This window comes from Pseudomonas sp. TWR1-1-3 (genome assembly GCF_049896805.1).
In the GTDB taxonomy this organism is placed as follows: domain Bacteria; phylum Pseudomonadota; class Gammaproteobacteria; order Pseudomonadales; family Pseudomonadaceae; genus Aquipseudomonas; species Aquipseudomonas bubulae.
In genome coordinates this window covers 211,052-231,065 of record NZ_JAFCUZ010000003.1, presented here as the reverse complement: position 1 = coordinate 231,065, position 20,014 = coordinate 211,052, and the positions used below count along the sequence as shown (strand labels likewise).

General features: G+C 58.8%; 19 protein-coding genes. 7 read left to right on the top strand and 12 right to left on the bottom strand.

All coding sequences use genetic code 11. From position 1 onward, the window contains the following. Window positions 1-161 precede the first annotated feature (161 nt). Window positions 162-1,358, bottom strand: coding sequence for a class I SAM-dependent rRNA methyltransferase (locus ACP7BE_RS13865; protein ID WP_094999786.1), 1,197 nt, complete (start codon window positions 1,356-1,358; stop codon window positions 162-164). A 150-nt stretch (window positions 1,359-1,508) separates the two neighbouring features. On the opposite strand from ACP7BE_RS13865, the gene mutM reads away from it, so the two are divergent. After that, window positions 1,509-2,321 (top strand): bifunctional DNA-formamidopyrimidine glycosylase/DNA-(apurinic or apyrimidinic site) lyase, encoded by an 813-nt coding sequence (gene mutM / locus ACP7BE_RS13860; RefSeq protein ID WP_095031519.1) that lies wholly within the window; start codon window positions 1,509-1,511, stop codon window positions 2,319-2,321. Between the two features lie 129 nt (window positions 2,322-2,450). Here the strand turns inward: mutM and ACP7BE_RS13855 are convergent, their stop codons facing one another. From ACP7BE_RS13855 to ACP7BE_RS13845, 3 genes are all read right to left on the bottom strand, one after another. Further along, window positions 2,451-2,702, bottom strand: a complete 252-nt coding sequence (locus tag ACP7BE_RS13855) for a YfhL family 4Fe-4S dicluster ferredoxin (RefSeq protein WP_016782613.1) — start codon at window positions 2,700-2,702, stop codon at window positions 2,451-2,453. A gap of 99 nt (window positions 2,703-2,801) precedes the next feature. After that, window positions 2,802-3,284, bottom strand: coding sequence for a pantetheine-phosphate adenylyltransferase (gene coaD / locus ACP7BE_RS13850; protein WP_004419754.1), 483 nt, complete (start codon window positions 3,282-3,284; stop codon window positions 2,802-2,804). 171 nt (window positions 3,285-3,455) lie between these two features. Continuing rightward, the gene (locus ACP7BE_RS13845) at window positions 3,456-4,886 is read right to left on the bottom strand and encodes a coniferyl aldehyde dehydrogenase (protein ID WP_426106211.1); all 1,431 of its coding nucleotides are present in this window, start codon (window positions 4,884-4,886) and stop codon (window positions 3,456-3,458) included. 158 nt (window positions 4,887-5,044) lie between these two features. On the opposite strand from ACP7BE_RS13845, the gene ACP7BE_RS13840 reads away from it, so the two are divergent. Both ACP7BE_RS13840 and ACP7BE_RS13835 read left to right on the top strand, forming a co-directional pair. Beyond that, window positions 5,045-5,713, top strand: a complete 669-nt coding sequence (locus tag ACP7BE_RS13840; RefSeq protein ID WP_315265819.1) for a TetR/AcrR family transcriptional regulator — start codon at window positions 5,045-5,047, stop codon at window positions 5,711-5,713. Between the two features lie 30 nt (window positions 5,714-5,743). Then, a complete protein-coding gene (locus tag ACP7BE_RS13835; protein ID WP_095023210.1) occupies window positions 5,744-6,598 on the top strand; it encodes a sulfurtransferase in 855 nt (284 codons plus the stop codon). A 10-nt stretch (window positions 6,599-6,608) separates the two neighbouring features. Here ACP7BE_RS13835 and ACP7BE_RS13830 read toward each other — a convergent pair whose 3' ends face one another. The 7 genes from ACP7BE_RS13830 to ACP7BE_RS13800 form a co-directional block, all read right to left on the bottom strand. Beyond that, entirely contained in the window at window positions 6,609-7,445 is an 837-nt protein-coding gene (locus ACP7BE_RS13830) for an AraC family transcriptional regulator (RefSeq protein WP_095020485.1), read from the bottom strand. Then, a complete protein-coding gene (locus ACP7BE_RS13825; protein ID WP_094999791.1) occupies window positions 7,445-8,488 on the bottom strand; it encodes a hydrolase in 1,044 nt (347 codons plus the stop codon). The genes ACP7BE_RS13830 and ACP7BE_RS13825 overlap by 1 nt, the downstream gene beginning before the upstream one ends. A gap of 76 nt (window positions 8,489-8,564) precedes the next feature. Next, window positions 8,565-10,019, bottom strand: a complete 1,455-nt coding sequence (locus ACP7BE_RS13820) for a M16 family metallopeptidase (protein WP_426106208.1) — start codon at window positions 10,017-10,019, stop codon at window positions 8,565-8,567. Continuing rightward, window positions 10,012-11,358, bottom strand: coding sequence for a M16 family metallopeptidase (locus ACP7BE_RS13815; protein ID WP_094999793.1), 1,347 nt, complete (start codon window positions 11,356-11,358; stop codon window positions 10,012-10,014). Before ACP7BE_RS13815 ends, ACP7BE_RS13820 begins: the two co-directional genes overlap by 8 nt. Before the next feature lie 194 nt (window positions 11,359-11,552). Further along, window positions 11,553-12,149, bottom strand: coding sequence for a 16S rRNA (guanine(966)-N(2))-methyltransferase RsmD (rsmD, locus tag ACP7BE_RS13810; protein WP_094999794.1), 597 nt, complete (start codon window positions 12,147-12,149; stop codon window positions 11,553-11,555). Continuing rightward, window positions 12,149-13,639 carry a M16 family metallopeptidase gene (locus tag ACP7BE_RS13805; RefSeq protein ID WP_095020482.1) on the bottom strand — a complete coding sequence of 497 codons (1,491 nt, stop codon included), beginning with the start codon at window positions 13,637-13,639 and terminating at the stop codon, window positions 12,149-12,151. The genes rsmD and ACP7BE_RS13805 overlap by 1 nt, the downstream gene beginning before the upstream one ends. Continuing rightward, window positions 13,632-14,984: a M16 family metallopeptidase gene (locus ACP7BE_RS13800; protein ID WP_094999796.1), complete on the bottom strand. Its 1,353-nt coding sequence runs from the start codon at window positions 14,982-14,984 to the stop codon at window positions 13,632-13,634. Before ACP7BE_RS13800 ends, ACP7BE_RS13805 begins: the two co-directional genes overlap by 8 nt. Window positions 14,985-15,340: 356 nt before the next feature. Between ACP7BE_RS13800 and ftsY the strand changes: the two genes are divergently transcribed. From ftsY to rpoH, 4 genes are all read left to right on the top strand, one after another. Beyond that, window positions 15,341-16,786, top strand: a complete 1,446-nt coding sequence (gene ftsY, locus ACP7BE_RS13795) for a signal recognition particle-docking protein FtsY (RefSeq protein WP_426106205.1) — start codon at window positions 15,341-15,343, stop codon at window positions 16,784-16,786. Beyond that, entirely contained in the window at window positions 16,783-17,454 is a 672-nt protein-coding gene (gene ftsE, locus ACP7BE_RS13790) for a cell division ATP-binding protein FtsE (protein ID WP_016782600.1), read from the top strand. Before ftsY ends, ftsE begins: the two co-directional genes overlap by 4 nt. Then, complete coding sequence (gene ftsX, locus ACP7BE_RS13785; protein ID WP_094999798.1) at window positions 17,451-18,473, top strand: permease-like cell division protein FtsX; 1,023 nt, start codon at window positions 17,451-17,453, stop codon at window positions 18,471-18,473. Before ftsE ends, ftsX begins: the two co-directional genes overlap by 4 nt. Before the next feature lie 114 nt (window positions 18,474-18,587). Further along, window positions 18,588-19,442 carry an RNA polymerase sigma factor RpoH gene (rpoH, locus tag ACP7BE_RS13780; protein WP_004419731.1) on the top strand — a complete coding sequence of 285 codons (855 nt, stop codon included), beginning with the start codon at window positions 18,588-18,590 and terminating at the stop codon, window positions 19,440-19,442. A gap of 54 nt (window positions 19,443-19,496) precedes the next feature. On the opposite strand, the gene ACP7BE_RS13775 is transcribed toward rpoH, so the two are convergent. Next, on the bottom strand, window positions 19,497-19,931 hold the full coding sequence (locus ACP7BE_RS13775; RefSeq protein WP_094999799.1) for a hypothetical protein: 435 nt from the start codon (window positions 19,929-19,931) through the stop codon (window positions 19,497-19,499). Window positions 19,932-20,014: the final 83 nt, after the last annotated feature.

Genomic DNA, 20,014 nt, shown 5'->3' with positions numbered 1-20,014 from the left:
CGTAGCAGCTGCCGAGGAACGAAGGCTGCGTTCGGCGGCGCAGCCGTCGTAAAACCTGAGCCCGCGGTTTAACTAACAGACCGGGAGTTCAGGTTTTACGATTGCTTCGCAATCGAACGCAGCCTCGTTCCTTCGGCAGCTGCTACGAGGTGATGTGCGTCTTAGCTGTTAGGCAGCAAACGGCAGGTGATGCTCTTGATGTAGCGTGTTTCCGGGATGGCCGGGTGCACCGGGTGGTCCGGGCCCTGGCCGCCGCGCTCCAGCAGCTGCATGTTGCGGTCCAGATGGCGGGCGCTGGTCAGCAGGATGTTTTGCAGGTCGTCTTCGGGCAGGTGCATCGAGCACGATGCGCTGACCAGAATGCCGTCCTTGTTGAGCAGGCGCATGGCTTGCTCGTTCAGGCGGCGGTAAGCGCCTTCGCCATTTTTCAGGTCTTTTTTGCGTTTGATGAACGCCGGTGGGTCGGCCACGATCACGTCGAAACGCTCTTCGTTGGCTTTAAGCTCCTTGAGAGCTTCAAACACGTCGCCTTCCATGCAGGTGACTTTCTCGGCAAAGCCGTTCAGCGCAGCGTTGCGCTCAACGCCGTCAAGGGCGAAGGACGAGGCGTCAACGCAGAACACTTCGCTGGCGCCAAACGCACCGGCTTGAATACCCCAGCCGCCGATGTAGCTGTACAGATCCAGTACGCGTTTACCTTTGACGTACGGGGCCAGACGCGCACGGTTCATGCGGTGGTCATAGAACCAGCCGGTTTTTTGCCCGGCGATCACCGGTGCTTCGAACTTCACGCCGTTTTCTTCCAGGGCAACCCACTCCGGTACCAGGCCGAAGACGGTTTCAACGTAGCGTTCAAGGCCTTCGGCATCACGGGCAGCCGAGTCGTTCTTGAACAGGATGCCGCTTGGCTTGATGACTTGCACCAGGGCTGCGATCACGTCTTCTTTGTGGTGTTCCATTGTGGCCGAGGCCAGTTGAACCACCAGAATGTCGCCGAAACGGTCAACCACCAGGCCCGGCAGCAAATCGGAGTCGCCGTAGACCAGGCGGTAGTAAGGCTTGTCGAACAGGCGCTCACGCAGGGACAGGGCCACGTTCAGGCGGTGTACCAGCAGCGACTTGTCCAGTGGCAGCTTGATGTCACGCGACAGCAGGCGTGCACAGATCAGGTTGTTGGGGCTCATGGCAACGATGCCCAGCGGCTTGCCGCCGGCGGTTTCGAGTACCGCTTGGTCGCCGGCCTTAAAACCGTTCAGTGGTGTGGCAGCTACATCGATTTCGTTGCTGTAGACCCACAGGTGGCCGGCGCGCAGGCGTCGATCGGCATTGGCTTTAAGGCGCAGGCTTGGCAGGGACATGACGTCGCTCCGGGTATTGAAAAGGGCGCGATTATAGCCTTAGACGCAACCCTGAGGCTTGGCTGATTCACCGCATTGCGTCGGATCACGGGGTCAGTGGCGCTGAAATTTCCGCTAGAATCGCCAGCTATTCCAGAGTGCGGAGCCCCCATGCCTGAATTACCTGAAGTCGAAACCACCCGCCGCGGCATCGCCCCGCACCTTGAAGGGCAGCGGGTCAGTCGGGTGATTGTGCGCGAGCGTCGTTTGCGCTGGCCGATCCCTGAGGATCTCGATGTGCGGTTGTCGGGGCAGCGTATTGTGCTGGTCGAGCGCCGGGCCAAGTATTTGCTGATCAATGCCGAGGTTGGGACATTGATCAGCCACTTGGGCATGTCGGGCAACCTGCGGCTGGTGGAGGCCGGGTTACCTGCGGCCAGGCATGAGCATGTGGATATCGAGCTGGAGTCCGGGCTGGCCCTGCGTTATACCGACCCGCGCCGGTTCGGGGCGATGCTCTGGAGCCTTGACCCGCTGAACCATGAGCTGCTGGTGCGCCTGGGTCCGGAGCCGCTGACCGACCTGTTTGATGGTGAGCGGCTGTTTCAGCTGTCGCGCAAGCGTTCGATGGCGGTCAAACCCTTCATCATGGACAACGCGGTGGTGGTGGGGGTCGGCAATATTTATGCGACCGAAGCGCTGTTTGCCGCAGGTATTGACCCGCGTCGCGCTGCCGGGAGTATTTCCCGGGCACGCTATTTGAAGCTGGCGATTGAGATCAAGCGGATTCTGGCGGCCGCTATCGAGCGGGGCGGCACCACATTGCGCGACTTTATTGGTGGCGATGGCCAGCCCGGTTATTTTCAGCAGGAGCTGTTTGTATACGGGCGTGGTTATGAACCGTGCAAGATTTGCGGCACGGAACTGCGTGACGTCAAACTGGGCCAGCGTGCGAGCGTGTTTTGCCCGCGTTGCCAGACGTAGCCACCAGTCCTGCGCTGAACTCTTGTGGGAGCGGGCTTGCTCGCGATGCAACCACCTCGGTCGAACGGGTCGATCGCAGTGAATCTATCGCGAGCAGCCCGCTCCCACACACATCGCATAGACGATGAATCAGGCCTTCCCGGTAATTGCCCGGTACTTTTCCATCAGCTGTTCTTCGGTTTCCGGGTGGGCTTCATCCAGCGGGATGCAGTCAACCGGGCACACCTGCTGGCATTGCGGCTCATCGTAATGGCCAACGCACTGGGTGCACAGGTTGGGGTCGATCACGTAGATCTCTTCACCCTGGGAAATGGCAGCGTTCGGACACTCGGGTTCGCAGACGTCGCAGTTAATGCAATCGTCGGTGATGATCAGGGACATGGGTACTCCGGCCGGGGCGCTCGGCCCGGGCAACTGAAATCGAATGCGGCAATTGTGCCGCATTGGCGCCCGCAGTGCACGCGGACGCCGCTTCAGTGGTTATTTCTTGCGAAAACGCTCGGTCAGGGCATCAGCCACGGCCGGGTGTACGAATTTGTTGATATCACCGCCTAATGCTGCGATTTCGCGCACCAACGTCGAGGATATAAACGAATAACGTTCTGACGGCGTGAGGAACAGGCTCTCGACATCGGGGGCCAGTTGGCGATTCATGTTCGCCAGCTGGAACTCGTATTCGAAGTCCGACACGGCACGCAGGCCACGCAGGAACACATTGGCATTCTGTTCTTTGGCAAAGTGCGCGAGCAGCGTCGAGAAACCGACCACCTCAACATTGGGCAGGTGTTTGGTGACTTCACGAGCCAGCTCCACCCGCTGTTCCAGAGGGAATAGCGGGTTTTTCTTGGTGCTGGCAGCGACAGCAATGATCACGTGGTCAAACAGGCGCGAAGCGCGTTCGACCAGATCGCCATGGCCCTTGGTAATAGGGTCGAATGTACCTGGGTACAACACTCGGTTCATCGCGTCGTCCTGGCGGGAATCCGTTGGGGAGTCGGATGGTATCGCAGCATTCCCGGTCGGCCAAGTCGCCATTCGCAGAAGAAAGCACTATAGACGCGACGAATTTACTGCTTTTTCATGATTTTTTCAGGCGTTGGCCCAGTAGGCTCGCCAGTTTTTCGATAAAGCCCGTTAGCGGATAAACAGCTTCTGGATCATGCGTACCAGTTGCCGGTCATAAGGCGGATAGATCATCGGCGAGCTGTTCAGGCGCTGTTTGCACAGCACGCCCTTGGCTTTGCTGAAGGTCAGGAAACCTTCGTGGCCGTGGTAATGCCCCATGCCTGAATGCCCGACGCCGCCAAAAGGCAGGTCGTCGATAGCCACATGCAACAACGTTTCGTTGATGCTGACCCCGCCCGAGTGAGTGGTGTGGATAACCCTCTGTTGCTCGGCTTTGTTGTAGCCGAAGTAATACAGTGCCAGAGGGCGGGGTCTACGGTTGATGTAGGCCATTGCCTGATCCAGATTGGAGTAGGGCACAACGGGTAGTAGAGGGCCGAAGATTTCGTCCTGCATGACGTGCATCTCGTCGTTTACATCCAGCACCAGCGTATGGGGCATGCGCCGCCCCTGGCCCTGTTCATACAGCGGGATCAACCGTGCGCCCTTGAGGGCGGCGTCGGTTTGCAGCCGTTCAAGGCGCGCCAGCTGCCGGTCATTGATAATTGCGGTGTAGTCCGGGTTGTCGATGAGGGTCGGATAAAAGCTGTGAACGGCCTGGCGGTAGGCATCGACGAAGCCGTCTACCCGATCCTGGGGTACCAGCACATAATCCGGAGCGATACAGGTTTGCCCGGCGTTGAGTGTTTTGCCCCAGGCGATGCGCTGGGCAGCGTCTTTGAGCGGTACATCGGCCGACACGATAGCGGGAGATTTACCACCCAGCTCCAGTGTTACGGGCGTCAGGTTTTCAGAAGCTGCACGCATCACCCGTTTGCCCACATGGGTGGAACCGGTGAACAGCAAGTGATCGAACGCCAGCCCGGAGAACGCCACCGCCACATCTGCCTCGCCCAGTACCACCGCAACCATGTCTTCGGGGAAGATCCGCCCCAGCAAATCCTTGAGCCAGTGCCCGGTGACCGGGGTGAACTCGCTGAGCTTGAGCATGACCCGGTTGCCGGCAGCCAATGCGCCAACCAACGGGCCGATGGCCAGATACAGCGGGTAGTTCCACGGCACAATAACTCCCACAACCCCCAGCGGCTGATACATCACTTTGGCACTGGCGGGCGCGAACATCATGCCTACGCTGCGTGAGGAAGGTTTCATCCAGCGCTTAAGGTGTTTGAGGGCATAATCAATGCTGTGCAAGCACGGCATCAATTCGGCAAACAGGGTCTCGTCCGGGCTGCGATGGCTGAAATCCTGGCTGATGGCATCGATCAGCACCTCGCGCTCGCGGCTCAACAGCTGGCGCAGGCTTTTGAGCCATTGCTGGCGCTGCGCAAGTGGCGGGAATGGATGAGCGGCATAGGCCTGGCGCTGCTTGTCGAGCAGGGACTGGAGAGCGTCCGGTTGAACCGGGGCGTCGTGAGTGTGAGTGCTGTCGACAGGCATGATGGCTCCAGGCAGTTTTTATCGGTATTTATCGTAGAAGAGCACTATGTTTTTAGAGCTTGTGCTCTAACCTGTCAATTGAAGGCCTGCCCCGTGTTGTTTATCGATTCAAGGTTAGGCCGTAAGATGCCTTTCGTTTTTAATTTAAGCGCAAGCCCATGGCCATACGACTAAAAACCAGTCAGCGCATCGCCAACAGCAGCCTGGAGCTTTTCAACCAGTTGGGCGAACGCAGTGTGAGCACTAATCACATTGCGGCCCATATGGAAATTTCGCCCGGTAATCTGTACTACCACTTCCCCAACAAACAGGCGATTATCGCGGTCTTGTTCAGCGAGTACGAAACGCTGGTATTGAGCTTTTTGCACCCTCCCCAAGGGCGTTTGCCAACCGTTGCCGACAAGCACCACTACCTGCAGCAACTGCTGGATGCCATGTGGCGCTACCGTTTTTTGTATCGAGATATCGAGCATTTATTGCACAGCGACACGGAACTGGCCATCCGCTATCGACGTTTTTCCCAGCACTGCCTCACACAGGCCCAGGCCATATACGCTGGCTTTGTCGAGGCCGAAATCTTGTGCATGAGCCCCCGGCAAATTGAATCCCTGAGCCTGAATGCATGGATTATTCTCACCTCCTGGGTAGGTTTTTTATGCGCCACCCGTGAAAACAGTGACCAGCTCAGCGAGCAGGCCATCAAGCGCGGTGTGTACCAACTGCTGGTGCTGGAATCAGGTTTTGTTACCGACCAGGCACGTGAAGCCATCGATGAGTTGATCAAGGAATACTACGTCCCTCTGGAACACGCGTTGTACGTTCAATAACTGCATTTCACCCCCTCACAGGAGTTCACTATGCCCGTTGCGCAACTGATCAGCCCTCATGCCCTGAATGAACGTCAGGCGCAGCCCGGCCTGGTTATCCTGGATTGCCGCTTTGCCCTCGAAGACCCGGACTACGGCCGTTGCAGTTATGCCGAGGGGCATATTGCCGGCGCGCAATTTGCCGATCTCGAACGAGACTTGAGCGGGCCTGTAATCAAAGGTGTGACCGGTCGTCATCCATTGCCCGATCCACGTACTCTGGTTGAGCGTCTGCAGGCCTGGGGCATCAATGCCGACAGCGATGTGGTGTTGTATGACGACGGCCCGGGTGCTTTTGCGGCCCGGGCATGGTGGTTGCTGACCTGGTTGGGCAAGCGCGAGGGTGTATTTATCCTTGATGGTGGTCTCAAGGCCTGGCATGCCGCGGGCTTCCCGCTGAGCCTGGATGCGTCACCGACCTTGCGTGGCACTTTCGAAGGCAAACCCGACAGCCATATGCTGCTGAGCGCAGAACAATTGCAAAAGCGTCTGGCCAAGCCGGGGCTGACCCTGATCGATGCCCGTGCCCAGCCGCGCTTTCGAGGTGAGGTCGAGCCGATTGACCCGATCGCCGGGCATATTCCGGGCGCGCAATGTGCCGCCTTCAGCGAAAACCTGGATCCTACGGGGCGCTTTTTGCCTGCGGCGCAGCTCAAGCAGCGCTTTGCCGAAAAACTTGCCGGCCGCTCTCCCGAGGAGCTGGTTGCCTATTGCGGCTCCGGGGTGACGGCGTGTCACAACCTTTTTGCATTGGGCTTGGCGGGTTATCCGCTAGGCAAGCTTTATGCGGGTTCGTGGAGCGAGTGGATCAATGATCCTGCGCGGGGCATTGCTACTGGCGATTGAGCCAGTTGGCTTAAGGGGTGCCGACACTGGCCAACCGGTATGCACCGGGGCCAACACCATAGACTTTCTTGAATTGCCGGTTCAGGTGGCTCTGGTCGGCAAAGCCCAGTTGCGTCGCCACCTGGAGTGGCAAACAGCCTTGTTGCAGCAAGGCTCTGGCATGGGCGATACGCTGTTGCATCAACCAGGTGTGCGGTGGCATGCCGGTGGCGCGCTGAAATACGCGGGCAAAGTGGAATGGCGACAGATTGACTGCGGCGGCGAGTTCTTCCAGTGATGGTGGCTCTGCCAGCCGGGCTTGCAGTACTTCCTTGGCACGGCTTACAGCGCGGTGTTCGACCCCGGGCTTGGCTGGTAGTGGCAGGCGGGCATGGCGGTTGAGCAGGGCAAGCATCATCTGGCGCCATGCGGTTTGCTGTTGCAGCGCAGTCTCTGGCCCTTCGAGCAATTGATGTAGCTGGAACAACCCGCGAAACAGGTCGCAGTCGTACAGCAATGTGTCATTGAAGGTCGGCAAGTGGGTGGCGGGCAGTTCCAGTTCTTCCAGCAACTGCTGAATTTGCACGTTGTCCGGGTAAAAAGCCCGGTAACGCCAGCCCGCATCATGACCTTTGTGACCGTTATGGACTTCGTCCGGGTTGATCAGCACCAGCGTACCGGTGGCAGCCAGATGCTCGGCGCCGCGATAGCGATAGCGCTGGGCGCCTTCGAGGATCATGCCGATCACAAAACCATCATGCACATGGGGCACAAAGCGATGTTCGATATAACGTGCCGTCAGCAGTTCGACACCCGTCAGGGGGGGTGTTTGCCAGAAACGGATCGACTCACCCTGTTCTACGTCCATTACGCAGATTCAAGCCGCAGTGCGGCCAGCCATTGCGGAATTCTTCGTTCAAGGTAATAGCCCGGTTTTCTTGGGGAGCCCTCCAGAAATCCGACATGCCCGCCCCTGGTGTGCAACTCCAGTTGCGTGCAGGCTGACAGCTCGCTGGTGTCGGGGATGCTGTGCTTGAACACGAACGGATCGTCCATGGCCTGGATAATCAGCGTCGGTGTGTGGATGGCGCCGAGGAAGTAGCGGCTGGAGGCGCGACGGTAGTAGTCATCGACATTCAGATAGCCGTTAAGAGGTGCCGTTACGCGGTCATCGAACTCCCAGAAGGTGCGCATTTTGCTCAGGGCTTCGACCGAGCCAAGCCTGGTCAGGCTGGCCAGACCTTCGTGTTGGGCATCGAGCTGGAATCGATGTTTTTTGTCTTTGACGTAAGCCAGCATCTCGCGCATGAAGTGAGCTTGATAGACCCTGGAAAATCCCATACCGATCCGGTCGGCACACTGGTCAAGCCGGAACGGCACCGATACCGCGACAGCGCCTTGCAACCCGCTGTCGCTGCCGCTTTCGCCCAGATACTTGAGCAGCACATTGCCCCCCAGCGAATAGCCTACGGCATACAAGGGGGTCAGCGGATGTGCGGCACGTAAATGGGCCACTGCCTCGGCCAGGTCTTCGCTGGCCCCTGAGTGATAACTGCGGGCCAGTAAATTGGGTTCGCCGGAGCACCCTCGCCAGTTCAGTGCGGCGCTGGTCCAGCCGCGTGCGGCGAGGGCGGTTTGCAGGCCCAGCACATAGTGAGAGCCCGACGAGCCGGTCAGGCCGTGCAGCACCAGTACCACCGGCGCATGGTCTGAGGGTGTGCCGTGCCAGTCCAGATCGAGAAAATCGCCATCCTTTAGCCAGATACGTTCACGTCGATGTTCAATGGCAGGCTTGGTACGCCACAACGGCCCCCATAGCGTCTGGACATGGGGGTTGCCCAGACCCGTAGCCGGAGTAAAAGGCTTGAGGGGTGAAGCATGACTGGCTGGAAAAGGCACGGAGGTTCTCATCGAGTAACAGGTACGGCGGATGTCTAAATTGCCACATCAGGGCCCGACACCCAAGTGTTGCGTGCGGGTGCCGGGGTTATCTGATGGCAGGCATACAACTTTGTGCCATCGTCGTTTCTGGCACCATCACCTTGGGCAGGGGCAGTTGAGCAACACTGGGGCCGACGGTTACGCCGACCCAGCCGTCAGCCGTGAAGTGACGGTTCATCGCCGCTTTGATTTGCTCTCTGGTCAAGGCTTGAATCTGTTGGATCTTGTAGTTGAAGGCCAGGGGCTGGTTAAAGCGGTTGATGATGGACAGTTCGTTGCGCATATCCAGGTTGCTGGCCGTGAGCTGTGGCAGCGCCCGCAGCAGGAACTGCTTGATGTCGTCCAGTTCGGTTTCGCTGGGTCCGTCCTGCAGGTACTGGGCAAACAGGGCTTTGATATGAACCAGGGCGCTTTGGCTGTAGCGCGAGGGGGTATTGAGGCTGATGATCCAGGGGGTTGGTCCCTGCGCATGGGGAATTTGCGATAGCACGCCATAGGTGATGCTGCGCTCCTCCCTTAACTGCCTGTTGAGGATATGGCTGAAAATAATATGCCCGGCCCGGATCGCTACCCCGTCAGGGTGCTGATTGGGCAAGGCATTCTGTGCCAGCATCAGTACGGTATGGGTTGCTTCATCTTCGATATGCAGTGTTTTGCCATGGGGCAGCGGGGCAGGCACCGAGTGTTTTTCAGCGAGTGCTGGTCCGGCGGGCAAGGCATTGGCCAGTGAGCGGCTGAGGCTCTGCGCCTGTTGCAGGGTCAGGTCGCCGACGATCACGATCTGTGCGTTGGCAGCAGTGTAGGCGCGACGGTAAAAGGCCCTTAGCTGTGATTCATCTATGCGCTCCAGGCTCTCGACCGAGCCGTAGTCGGAGCGGGTGTAAGGTTGCCCCGGATAGAGTTCGTTGTAGATCTGCATCCGTGCAAGAGCGTGTGGGTCTTCGTGGTTTATTTTGAGTTTGGTGAACAGTTCGTTTTTGACCCGTCGCTGGCCTTCGACGGTAAAGCCCGGTTGGGCGAGCATCTCGGTGAACAACTGCATGGCGGGTTCGCGGATGTGCGGGGCGCTCAAGCTGCGCAGGGTGAAGAAACTCCGCTCTTTATCGATACCGTTACCCAGATCCACGCCCAGGCTATCAAACCCCTTGGCCAGTGCGTTGGCGTCCTTGAGCGTCGAGCCTTCGTTAAACAGGCTCAGTACAGTCGCTGCCAGGCCGGGTGTATCGCCATCCTGATTGCTGCCCGCGGCAAAGGTGATTTGCACATCGATCATGGGCAAGGTGTGGCTTTCGACAAACAGGACTTTGGTGTTTTGGCTCAGTTTCCAGGCCTTGATTGTCGGCAGGCGGGTGGCAGGCACGGCAGAGCTCAACTCAAGCAGCGATTGCAGTCGTGCTTGTGGTTCTTGTGCTCGGGCTTGCACGCAGACACAGGCAAGGGTGAACAGCAGCGTAGCGACGCGCAAGGCGCGGCTGGCTGCGATTGCGTGAGGCTTATTCATGGCGCGCCTCCTTGGGCAGTACATAGCTGAGGGTCAAGCGGTCGTGGGTCAGGAACGTTTGAGCGGCGAGCTGGATATCTTCAGGGGTGATTTTCGCCAATATCTGCATGCGCTTTTCGTCGTCCTCTGGCGACAAGCCCGCAATGTCCAGTTCACCGAGATACAGAGCCAGGCTTTGCAGGTCATCACGGCTGAAAACATGCCGTGCAATGATCCGCGTACGGGCGCGTTCAAGGTCACTGCCGGAGGGGGGTGTTTTTTTCACTGAGTCGATCACGGCCCAAATCCGTTCTTGAACCTCGCTCAGCGGTTTCATCTTTTTAAGGTTGAGGGTGGCGTCGATGCTGAACAGCTCATCACCGCGGCTGATGCTGCTGTAATGTGAGCCGACGCTGATCAGCAATTCCTCGCCGCGCCACAATCTGCTTTTGAGTTCTGAACTGTCGCCGCCACCGAGCAACTCGCTGAGCAGCTCCAGTGCTGGAGCTGAACGCGGGTCGGTCTGGGTGTGCAGGCTTGGCACGTTGAACGTCATGCTCAGGTTCGGGATTTGATGATCGATGTACTGAGTCATGGTGCGCTCACCGGGAGCTGCCAGTTCGAGCGGGGCCTTGATCACAGGTAGCTTGCGTGAGGCAATCGGGCCGAAGTAGCGTGTGGCCAGGGCCTTGACCTGCTCGGTGTCGATATCGCCGACGATGATCAGGGTGGCGTTATTGGGCGCATACCAGCTTCTATACCAGTGCTTGAGTTCATCGATGTGCATGCGTTCGAGGTCGTGCATCCAGCCGATGACCGGGCTGCCGGAAGCGCTGGTCAGGAATGCCAGGCGGCGTGGCAGTTCAAGTGCGCGCTGATGGGGGTCGTTGTCGACGCTTTCGCTGCGTTCGCTTTTGATGACTTCGCGCTCACCGGCCCAATGAGCAGCGGACAGGTGTGCAGTGCTCATCTGGTCTGCCATCACTTCAAGTGCGACTGCCAGGGCATGGGGGGGCAGGGTTTGAAAGAAAATGGTGGCGTCATTTTGCGTCGCCGCATTGTCCGTTGCGCCCAGGCTTTGAAAGATGTGGTCTGACTCGGCCGGACATAGTTTGCTGCTGCCTTTGAAAATCATGTGTTCAAGGGCGTGGGACAACCCGGATTGGCCTGGGGGCTCATAGCTTGAGCCGACCCTATACCAGAGCTGTGAGTGAACCACGGCTGCACGGTGGTCTTCGTGAACGATAACCTTGAGGCCGTTATCCAGGGTGAAATGTTGAGTGGAGGGTTGGCTGCTGGCCAGGGCCATCAGCGGTTGCAACATAAAGCCGAGAGCCAGCCCGGCAAGGGGGTGTTTCATGGTGGGTGTCCTGACTGTTTATCGTCAGAACAGATTGGGCTTGAGAGGGGAGAGGCGGGCGGTACATAGATACCTTGTACCGCAAAAATCTGTAGCCGCTGGCGCAGGCTGCGATAAGGACCGAAGGGCCTTCGCTTTTGAAAAAGCGACCCCTCCGGGCTTGATCGCAGCCTGCGGCAGCGACTACAGGTTCATCAGGCTTGAGTGGCTTCGCGTTGCCACAGGGCGTAGTTCACGCCGCCGGCTTTTTGCTCGCGGTGCAGGCGCCAGTTGGCAGGCAAGCCCAGCTCTGACGGGCGCAACTCGCTTTCGGTGTAAACCCAGGCGTCTTCAGCCAGCCAGCCGCGTTGCTCGAGCAGATCACAAGCAGGTTTGAGCAGGTCCTTGTTGAACGGCGGGTCGAGGAATACCACGTCAAAGGTTGTGCTTGGCGTGGTGTCCAGATAACGCAGGGCGTCAGTCTGCTGAACTTCGCCGACAGTGCAGCGCAGAATGCCCATGTTCTCGCGGATGTTGGAGATCGCATCGCGGTTGCTGTCCAGTGCCACGCCCTTGGCTGCGCCGCGGGACATGGCTTCAAGGAACAGTGCGCCGCTGCCGGCGAAAACGTCCAGTACCCTGGCGCCGCCGATATAGGGGGCCAACCAGTTGAACAGGGTTTCACGCACGCGATCTGGCGTCGGGCGCAGGCCCTCTACATGGGGGAAGTCCAGCTTGCGGCTGCGCCATTCCCCGCCAATGATGCGTAACTGACCAGCACCTGAGTGCGATGTGTTTTTTGGCTTTGCCATTAATGCTCCGGAACCCCAAGAGGTTGCTCTGAAGGTTTGTCGGTAGGAGGTGGCAGTGGTTTTTGCGGCACGGTCGGGCCGGCGGTCACTACGACCATTTTGTCGGCGCTCAGGTGCTTGTTCATGGCGTCCTTGACCTGTTCGGTGGTCAGGTCCTGGGACTTCTGCATGAAGGTTTCCAGGTAATCCAGGGGCAAATCATAAAAGCCCATTGCGCCAAGTTGGCCGACGATGGCGGCGTTGCTGGCCGTGGACAGCGGGAAGCTGCCAGCCAGTTCACGCTTGGCATCGTCGAGTTCTTTTTGCGTCGGACCATTTTTCAGGTAGTCGGCCAAAATGTCTTGCACCAGTTTGAGCGTACCTTCGCTCAGTTCGGCGCGGGTTTGCAGGTTGATCATGAACGGGCCGCGAGCCTGCATCGGGCTGAAGCCGGAGTACACGCCGTAGGTCAGGCCGCGCTTTTCACGCACTTCGGTCATCAGGCGCGTACCGAAACCGCCACCGCCCAGAATGCTGTTGCCCAATGCCAGTGCGGCATAGTCGGGATCGTCACGGTCAATGCCCAGCTGCGACAGCAGCAGGTGGGTTTGTTTGGACGGGAACTCGATATGGGTTTGGCCAGCCTTGGGCTCGCTTGGTTGCACGGTCTTGGCCACTGCAGGGCCTTTGGGCAGTGCGGCAGATACCTGGGCTGCAATGGCTTCGGCTTCGGCACGCGACAGGTCGCCAACAATCGCAATCACGGCGTTGCCTGCGGTGTAGGCCTTGTTGTGAAAGGCCTTGAGCTGGTCAATGGTGATCGCGGCGATGCTTTGGGCATTGCCATCACTGGCGTGGGCATACGGGTGGTTACCGTACAGGCGCTTGAACAGTTCGTCGCTGGCCAGTTTGCCGGGGTTTTGTTTCTGAAACTCGAAGCTGGCGAGCAACTGGTTCTTGATCCGCGCCAGGGAGTCGGCCGGGAAGGTGGGTTTGCCCACCACCTCGGCGAACAGGTTGAGCGCAGGTGTGCGTTTATCTACATCGCTCAGGCTGCGCAGCGAGGCCACGGCCATGTCGCGATATGCGCCATTGCCGAAGTCCGCGCCCAGGCCTTCAAAGCCCTGGGCGATGGCGCCCACATCTTTACCCGCTACACCTTCGTTGAGCATGGCGTTGGTCAGCAGGGCCAGGCCCGGGGTGTTTTCGTCCTGGCTGCTGCCAGCGGCGAAGGTCAGGCGCAGGTCGAACATCGGCAACTGCCGGGCTTCGACGAACAGCACCTTGGAGCCTTCGGCGGTTTTCCAGGTTTGCACGTTCAGCGCACGGTGGCTGGGCGCCTTGCCGTCCAGCTCGGCCAGGGATTCGAGCTTGTGCTCGCTCTTGGCCTGGTCCAGTGCCTGGCTGGCGACCGATTGCTGCGGGTTGGTAAAAAAGTAGCCGAGTGCACCCACCAGTATGGCGGCGCTCAGACCAAGCAGGGCGTAGCGGGGGCCTTTACGCTCACTCATGGGTTTTCTCCTCGGGCAGTACATGGGCAACGCTGAGACGGTCGCGAGTGAAATAGGTGCGGGCAGCCTGCTGGATATCGGCCGGGGTGACCTTTTGCAGGTCGGCCAGTTCGGAGTCCATCAGCTTCCACGACAGGCCGACGGTTTCCAGCTGGCCGATCGAAGTGGCCTGGCTGGTGATCGAGTCGCGCTCGTAGACCAGTCCGGCAATTACCTGGGCACGCACACGTTCAAGCTCTTCAGTGGTCGGCGGGGTCTTTTTCAGGTCATCGAGCAAGCGCCACAAGCCTGCCTCGGCCTGGGCCATGGTGACTTTCTTCTGGCTGTTGGGCATCGCCGAAAGCATGAACAGGCTGTCACCACGGGTGAAGGCGTTGTAGCTGGACGATGCACCGGAGACCAGTTCTTCGCCCCGCTCCAGCTGCGTCGGCATGCGTGCGCTGTAGCCGCCGTCCAGCAGCGCGGAAATCAGGCGCAGGGCATTGGCGGTGATCGGGTCCTTGGCCGTGGCAACGCTGGGCACGTTAAAGCCCAGCATCAAGCTTGGCAGTTGGGTCTGGACGTGGATCTTGAGCAGGCGTTCGCCAGGGGTCGGCAGTTCCAGCGGGATTTTGGCGACAGGTATCTCGCGTTTTTGCACCTTGCCAAAGTAACGCTGGGCCAGGGCTTTGACTTCATCCGGGGTGACGTCACCGACCACCACCAAAGTGGCGTTGTTGGGGGCATACCACTCTTCATACCATGCGCGCAGTTCGCCAACGCTCATGCGCTCCAGGTCGACCATCCAGCCGATGGTCGGGGTGTGGTAGCCGCTGGAAGGGAAGGCCATGGCGCTGAACAGCTCGTAGGCTTTGCTCATGGGCTGGTCGTCGGTGCGCAGGCGGCGCTCTTCCTTGATGACTTCGATCTCGCGCTTGAATTCTTCGGGCGGCAAGCGAAGGCTGGCCATGCGGTCGGCCTCAAGCTCAAAGGCCACGCCCAGGCGGTCACGGGCCAGTACCTGGTAGTAGGCGGTGTAGTCGTCGCTGGTGAAGGCGTTTTCCTGGGCGCCAAGGTCGCGCAGGATCAACGAGGCTTCGCCGGGACCGACCTTGTTGCTGCCCTTGAACATCATGTGCTCAAGCGCGTGGGACAGGCCGGTCTTGCCAGGGGTTTCGTAGCTGGAACCCACTTTGTACCAGACCTGGGAGACCACCACCGGGGCGCGATGGTCTTCGCGCACGATGACCTTGAGGCCGTTGTCCAGGCGGAACTCGTGGGTGGGCTGCGGTTCGGCCGCCAGGGCCGAAAGCGGTAATAAAACTGTGCTGAGCAACAGGCCAGCAGCGCGGCGGGCTAGATTCATTCGTTTTTTAACCTGTTGGGCTACCCGCTCGGCCTTAGCGTCTGCGGGTGAGGAGGTGCTAGGATACTGATCCGTTTTACTGGCGGCCACGCCTATCAGGCCTTTGACGATCAGACGACGTTTGATCGGGCAGTATAGGAGCCCGCTTGGAAGTGTGGATGTATACCGGTAAATTTCGCATTTTTGCCGACTTTCCCGTGACAGACCCGAGTTAAGACGAAGTTTACGAGGTGTGTTTTACCCTCTGAATACAGTTGCGTGCGAACAAGCTGACAAAATTACAGTCTGTTTCACACCGAATATTATTTGCCGGGGCGCCACAGTGGCGCGTCGCTACGATGAGATAGCCGTCCTCCATGTTTGGTTCCAACGACGACAAGAAGACCCCAGCTGCGGCTGGCGAGAAAAAAGGCCTGTTCGGATGGCTGCGCAGAAAGCCGCAGGAAACCGTCGTGGAACAACCCGCGCCTGCGCCCGAAATCATCCCTGAGACGCTGGTTGAGGCCACTCCGGTGGAGGTCGAGGCCGCGCCCGAAGTGGTCGTGGTTGCCGCCGAGCCTGCGGTTGAATTGGCCCCCGAGCCGGCACCGTGGCCGCACTTGCCTGTCGCCGAAGAACCGGTGGCGCTTGTCGAGGATGTGCAGGCACCGCATATCGTGCCGCCGATCCCCGAGCCCGAGCCTGTTGTTGAAGCGCTTGCGGTGGTCGAGACTGTTGTTGAGCCAGAGCCAGAGCCAGAGCCAGAGCCAGAGCCAGAGCCAGTTGCCGTCGTCGCGCCTGTAGTTGCTCCTGCACCTGCACCTGTGGTGGCTGCCCCAGCCCCGTTGGTCGAGGCCCCGGCCCCCGCGCCAGTTGCGCCCCCCGAGCAAAAAACAGGCTTTTTCGCTCGTCTCAAGCAAGGCTTGTCCAAGACCAGCGCCAGCATTGGCGAAGGCATGGCCAGTCTGTTTCTGGGCAAAAAAGCCATTGATGACGATCTGCTCGAAGAGATCGAAACCCGGCTGTTGACCGCCGACGTGGGTGTTGAAGCAACCTCGGTGATCATCAAGAACCTGACGCAGAAGGTCGCGCGCAAGCAACTGACCGATGCCGATGCACTCTACAAGTCGCTGCAGGACGAGCTGGCGGCCATGCTCAAGCCGGTGGAGCAACCGCTTAAAATCGAATCGCAAAACAAGCCATTCGTGATTCTGGTGGTAGGCGTCAACGGCGCGGGTAAAACCACCACCATCGGCAAACTGGCGAAAAAACTGCAGCTTGAAGGCAAGAAAGTCATGCTGGCTGCCGGTGATACCTTCCGTGCGGCCGCCGTCGAGCAGCTGCAGGTGTGGGGCGAGCGCAACCATATCCCGGTCATTGCCCAGCACACTGGCGCGGATTCGGCGTCGGTGATTTTTGACGCTGTGCAAGCTGCCAAGGCCCGTGGCATCGACGTATTGATCGCCGATACCGCTGGTCGCCTGCATACCAAAGACAACCTGATGGAAGAACTCAAGAAAGTTCGCCGGGTCATGGGCAAGCTTGACGAAGACGCTCCCCACGAAGTGCTGTTGGTGCTCGATGCCGGTACCGGGCAGAACGCTATCAACCAGACCAAGCAGTTTGATCAGACCGTTGCCCTCACGGGTCTGGCACTGACCAAGCTCGATGGCACGGCCAAAGGCGGGGTGATTTTCGCCCTGGCCAAGCAATTCAATATTCCTATCCGCTTTATCGGTGTGGGTGAAGGCATCGATGATTTGCGTGATTTTGAGTCCGAACCCTTTGTCCAGGCTCTGTTTGCGGAGCGGGAGCGTCCATGATTCGTTTCGAGCAGGTCGGTAAGCGCTATCCAAATGGACACGTGGGCCTGCACGAGCTGAGCTTTCGGGTCCGTCGAGGCGAATTCCTTTTTGTGACCGGCCACTCCGGCGCAGGTAAAAGCACGCTGTTGCGCCTGTTGCTGGCGATGGAACGCCCGACCAGCGGCAAATTGCTACTGGCGGGGCAGGACTTGGGGCAAATCAGCAACGCGCAGATCCCTTTTTTACGTCGCCAGATCGGTGTGGTTTTCCAGAACCACCAGTTGCTGTTTGACCGCACAGTGTTCAACAACGTCGCCCTGCCGCTGCAAATTCTCGGCCTGTCCAAGGCTGAAGTCGCCAAGCGTGTCGACTCGGCGCTGGAGCGCGTAGCGCTGTCGGACAAGACCGACCTGTACCCGGGTGACTTATCCACGGGTCAGCAACAGCGTGTAGGCATTGCCCGCGCCATCGTGCATCGCCCGGCCTTGCTGCTGGCCGATGAACCCACCGGTAACCTCGACCCGCGTCTGGCGGCGGAAATCATGGGCGTATTTGAAGACATCAACCGCTTGGGCACCAGCGTACTGATTGCCAGTCATGACCTGGCGCTGATCGCACGCATGCGCCATCGCATGCTGACCTTGCAGCGCGGACGTCTGATCGGTGACGGGGAGGCCGCGCAATGAGTGCCACCCGCAGTTCCAAAGTATCCGAGCGCGTAGCTCCAAAGGCTGCCGACCCGCAGCCGCCGAAGAAAAAACACGATGATGACGATGGCCCGACCTTCGCCATGTTGTTTCACGCCTGGGTTGAGGCTCACCGGGCCAGTCTGCTCGACAGCCTGAAGCGCCTTGGCAAGCAGCCGATTGGCAGCTTTTTTACCTGCCTGGTGATGGCGGTTGCCTTGAGTCTGCCGATGGGCCTGTCGTTGTTGCTTAACAACGTCGAGCGCCTGGGTGGTTCCTGGCAGCGTGCAGCACAGATTTCGCTGTATCTGCAGATGGATGCCAGCAGCCAGCAGGGTGAAAATCTCAGCGATCAGATAAAAGGTATGGCAGGTGTGGCTGACGCGGAATTTATCAGCCGCGAAAAGGCACTCGAAGAGTTCCAGCAGCAGTCAGGGCTGGGCGAAGCGCTTAAAGAGTTGCCCGATAACCCGTTGCCCGGTGTGGTCCTGGTAACCCCGGCAGAAGTCGATAAAGCGACGCTTGAAGCCCTTCGCGAACGCCTTGCGCAGTTGCCGAAGGTGCAACAGGCGCAACTTGATCTAGTCTGGGTCGAACGTCTGGCGGCAATCCTGAAATTGGGTGACCGTTTTGTGTTTGGCTTGACGGTGTTGCTGGTTTCAGCTTTGCTGCTGGTTATCGGTAATACGATTCGTTTGCATATCGAGAATCGTCGCATCGAAATCGAAGTCATCAAGCTGGTCGGCGGTACTGACAGCTATGTGCGCAGGCCCTTTCTTTATATGGGTGCGCTCTATGGCTTTGGTGCGGGAGTTTTATCCTGGGGCGTTTTGGCATTCGGCCTGAACTGGCTTAACGACGCGGTGGTGGGGCTGGCTGGCTTGTACGGCAGCAATTTTGCCTTGGCGGGTGTGCCGGTAGCCGATGGTCTGTCTCTCTTGCTTGGCGCGGTGCTGTTAGGGTATATCGGTGCATGGATTGCAGTTGCGCGTCACTTACGTGAGCTTTCGCCTAAATAGTTTTCTTTTTGCCTGTTGACCTTTTCAGCTTTTTTTGGGAACTTTTTTCCAGGTTTCCGGTCAACTTTCGCAGTGCTGAACTGCACGAGTTATGTGAGACGGAGGTTTTTTCGTATGACCACTTCTTTGCAACCTGCGTATGCGTTGGTCCCTGGTGCGAACCTCGAGGCCTATGTCAATACGGTGAACAGCATTCCATTGCTGACACCGGAGCAGGAGCGTGAACTGGCCGAGAGTCTCTATTATGAGCAGGATTTGGGGGCGGCTCGGCAGATGGTGCTCGCCCACCTGCGTTTTGTTGTACACATTGCCCGTAGTTATTCGGGCTATGGCCTGGCTCAGGCTGACCTGATCCAGGAAGGCAACGTCGGCCTGATGAAGGCGGTCAAACGCTTCAACCCTGAAATGGGTGTGCGTCTGGTATCTTTTGCGGTGCACTGGATCAAGGCAGAGATCCACGAATTTATCCTGCGCAACTGGCGGATCGTGAAAGTTGCGACCACCAAGGCTCAGCGCAAATTGTTCTTCAACCTGCGCAGCCAGAAAAAACGTCTGGCCTGGTTGAACAACGATGAAGTGCATCGTGTGGCTGAAAGCCTCGGCGTAGAGCCTCGCGAAGTGCGCGAGATGGAAAGCCGCCTGACCGGTCATGATATGGCGTTCGACCCGGCAGCCGAAGCTGACGACGACAGTGCGTTCCAGTCGCCAGCCAACTACCTGGAAGACCACCGGTATGACCCGGCGCGCCAACTGGAAGATGCTGACTGGACCGACAACTCCACCAGCAACCTTCACGAAGCGCTGGAAGTGCTGGACGACCGCAGCCGTGACATTCTGTATCAGCGCTGGCTGGCTGAAGAAAAAGCCACGCTGCACGACCTGGCGCAGAAGTACAACGTGTCAGCCGAGCGGATTCGTCAGCTGGAAAAAAGCGCGATGAACAAGCTCAAACTGTCGATTGCCGCCTGACCGGCCCGACCAAAAAACGCCTCGATCTGATCGGGGCGTTTTTTTTTGGAGGAATTAAAGCCCCCCCTTGCCAGCCTGCTTCGCGCAGGGCCAGTTTGACGGTTGTGCCTTTAGCAACTCTGGATCAACACCATTGGCCCTGAGCAGTGAGTCCACCAGTGATCGGGACATCTCCACCGAATGCACCAGCGACCACACCAGCCCACGCTCTATGCCGCTGGCGTATGCGGTGATTTCATCCGAGACCTCTTCTGCGCTTTTGAGCATCAGCGACACATGGGACAGCGCTTCGATTGCACGGATATCAGGCAGCACGGCAAAGGGTGATTGCTTGCCTGCCCTTAGTGCACGGGTGGGTTTGAGGTTTTCCAGGCAAACGGGCGGGGCCTGAAGCAGGGCGTCGAGAATAAGCCGGGTGGTTTCATCGTGCTGATGATCATCCCGGGGAGTGTGAATGGCTTTGGGATCGTCGGGCGTCGGCTTTTTCATGTTTCTTCCACGGGGGAGCATCGGCGACTGGTGAAGATAGCCCTGTGAGTTTGCGGGTCGCAAGCAGCGCTTGTGTGCATCGT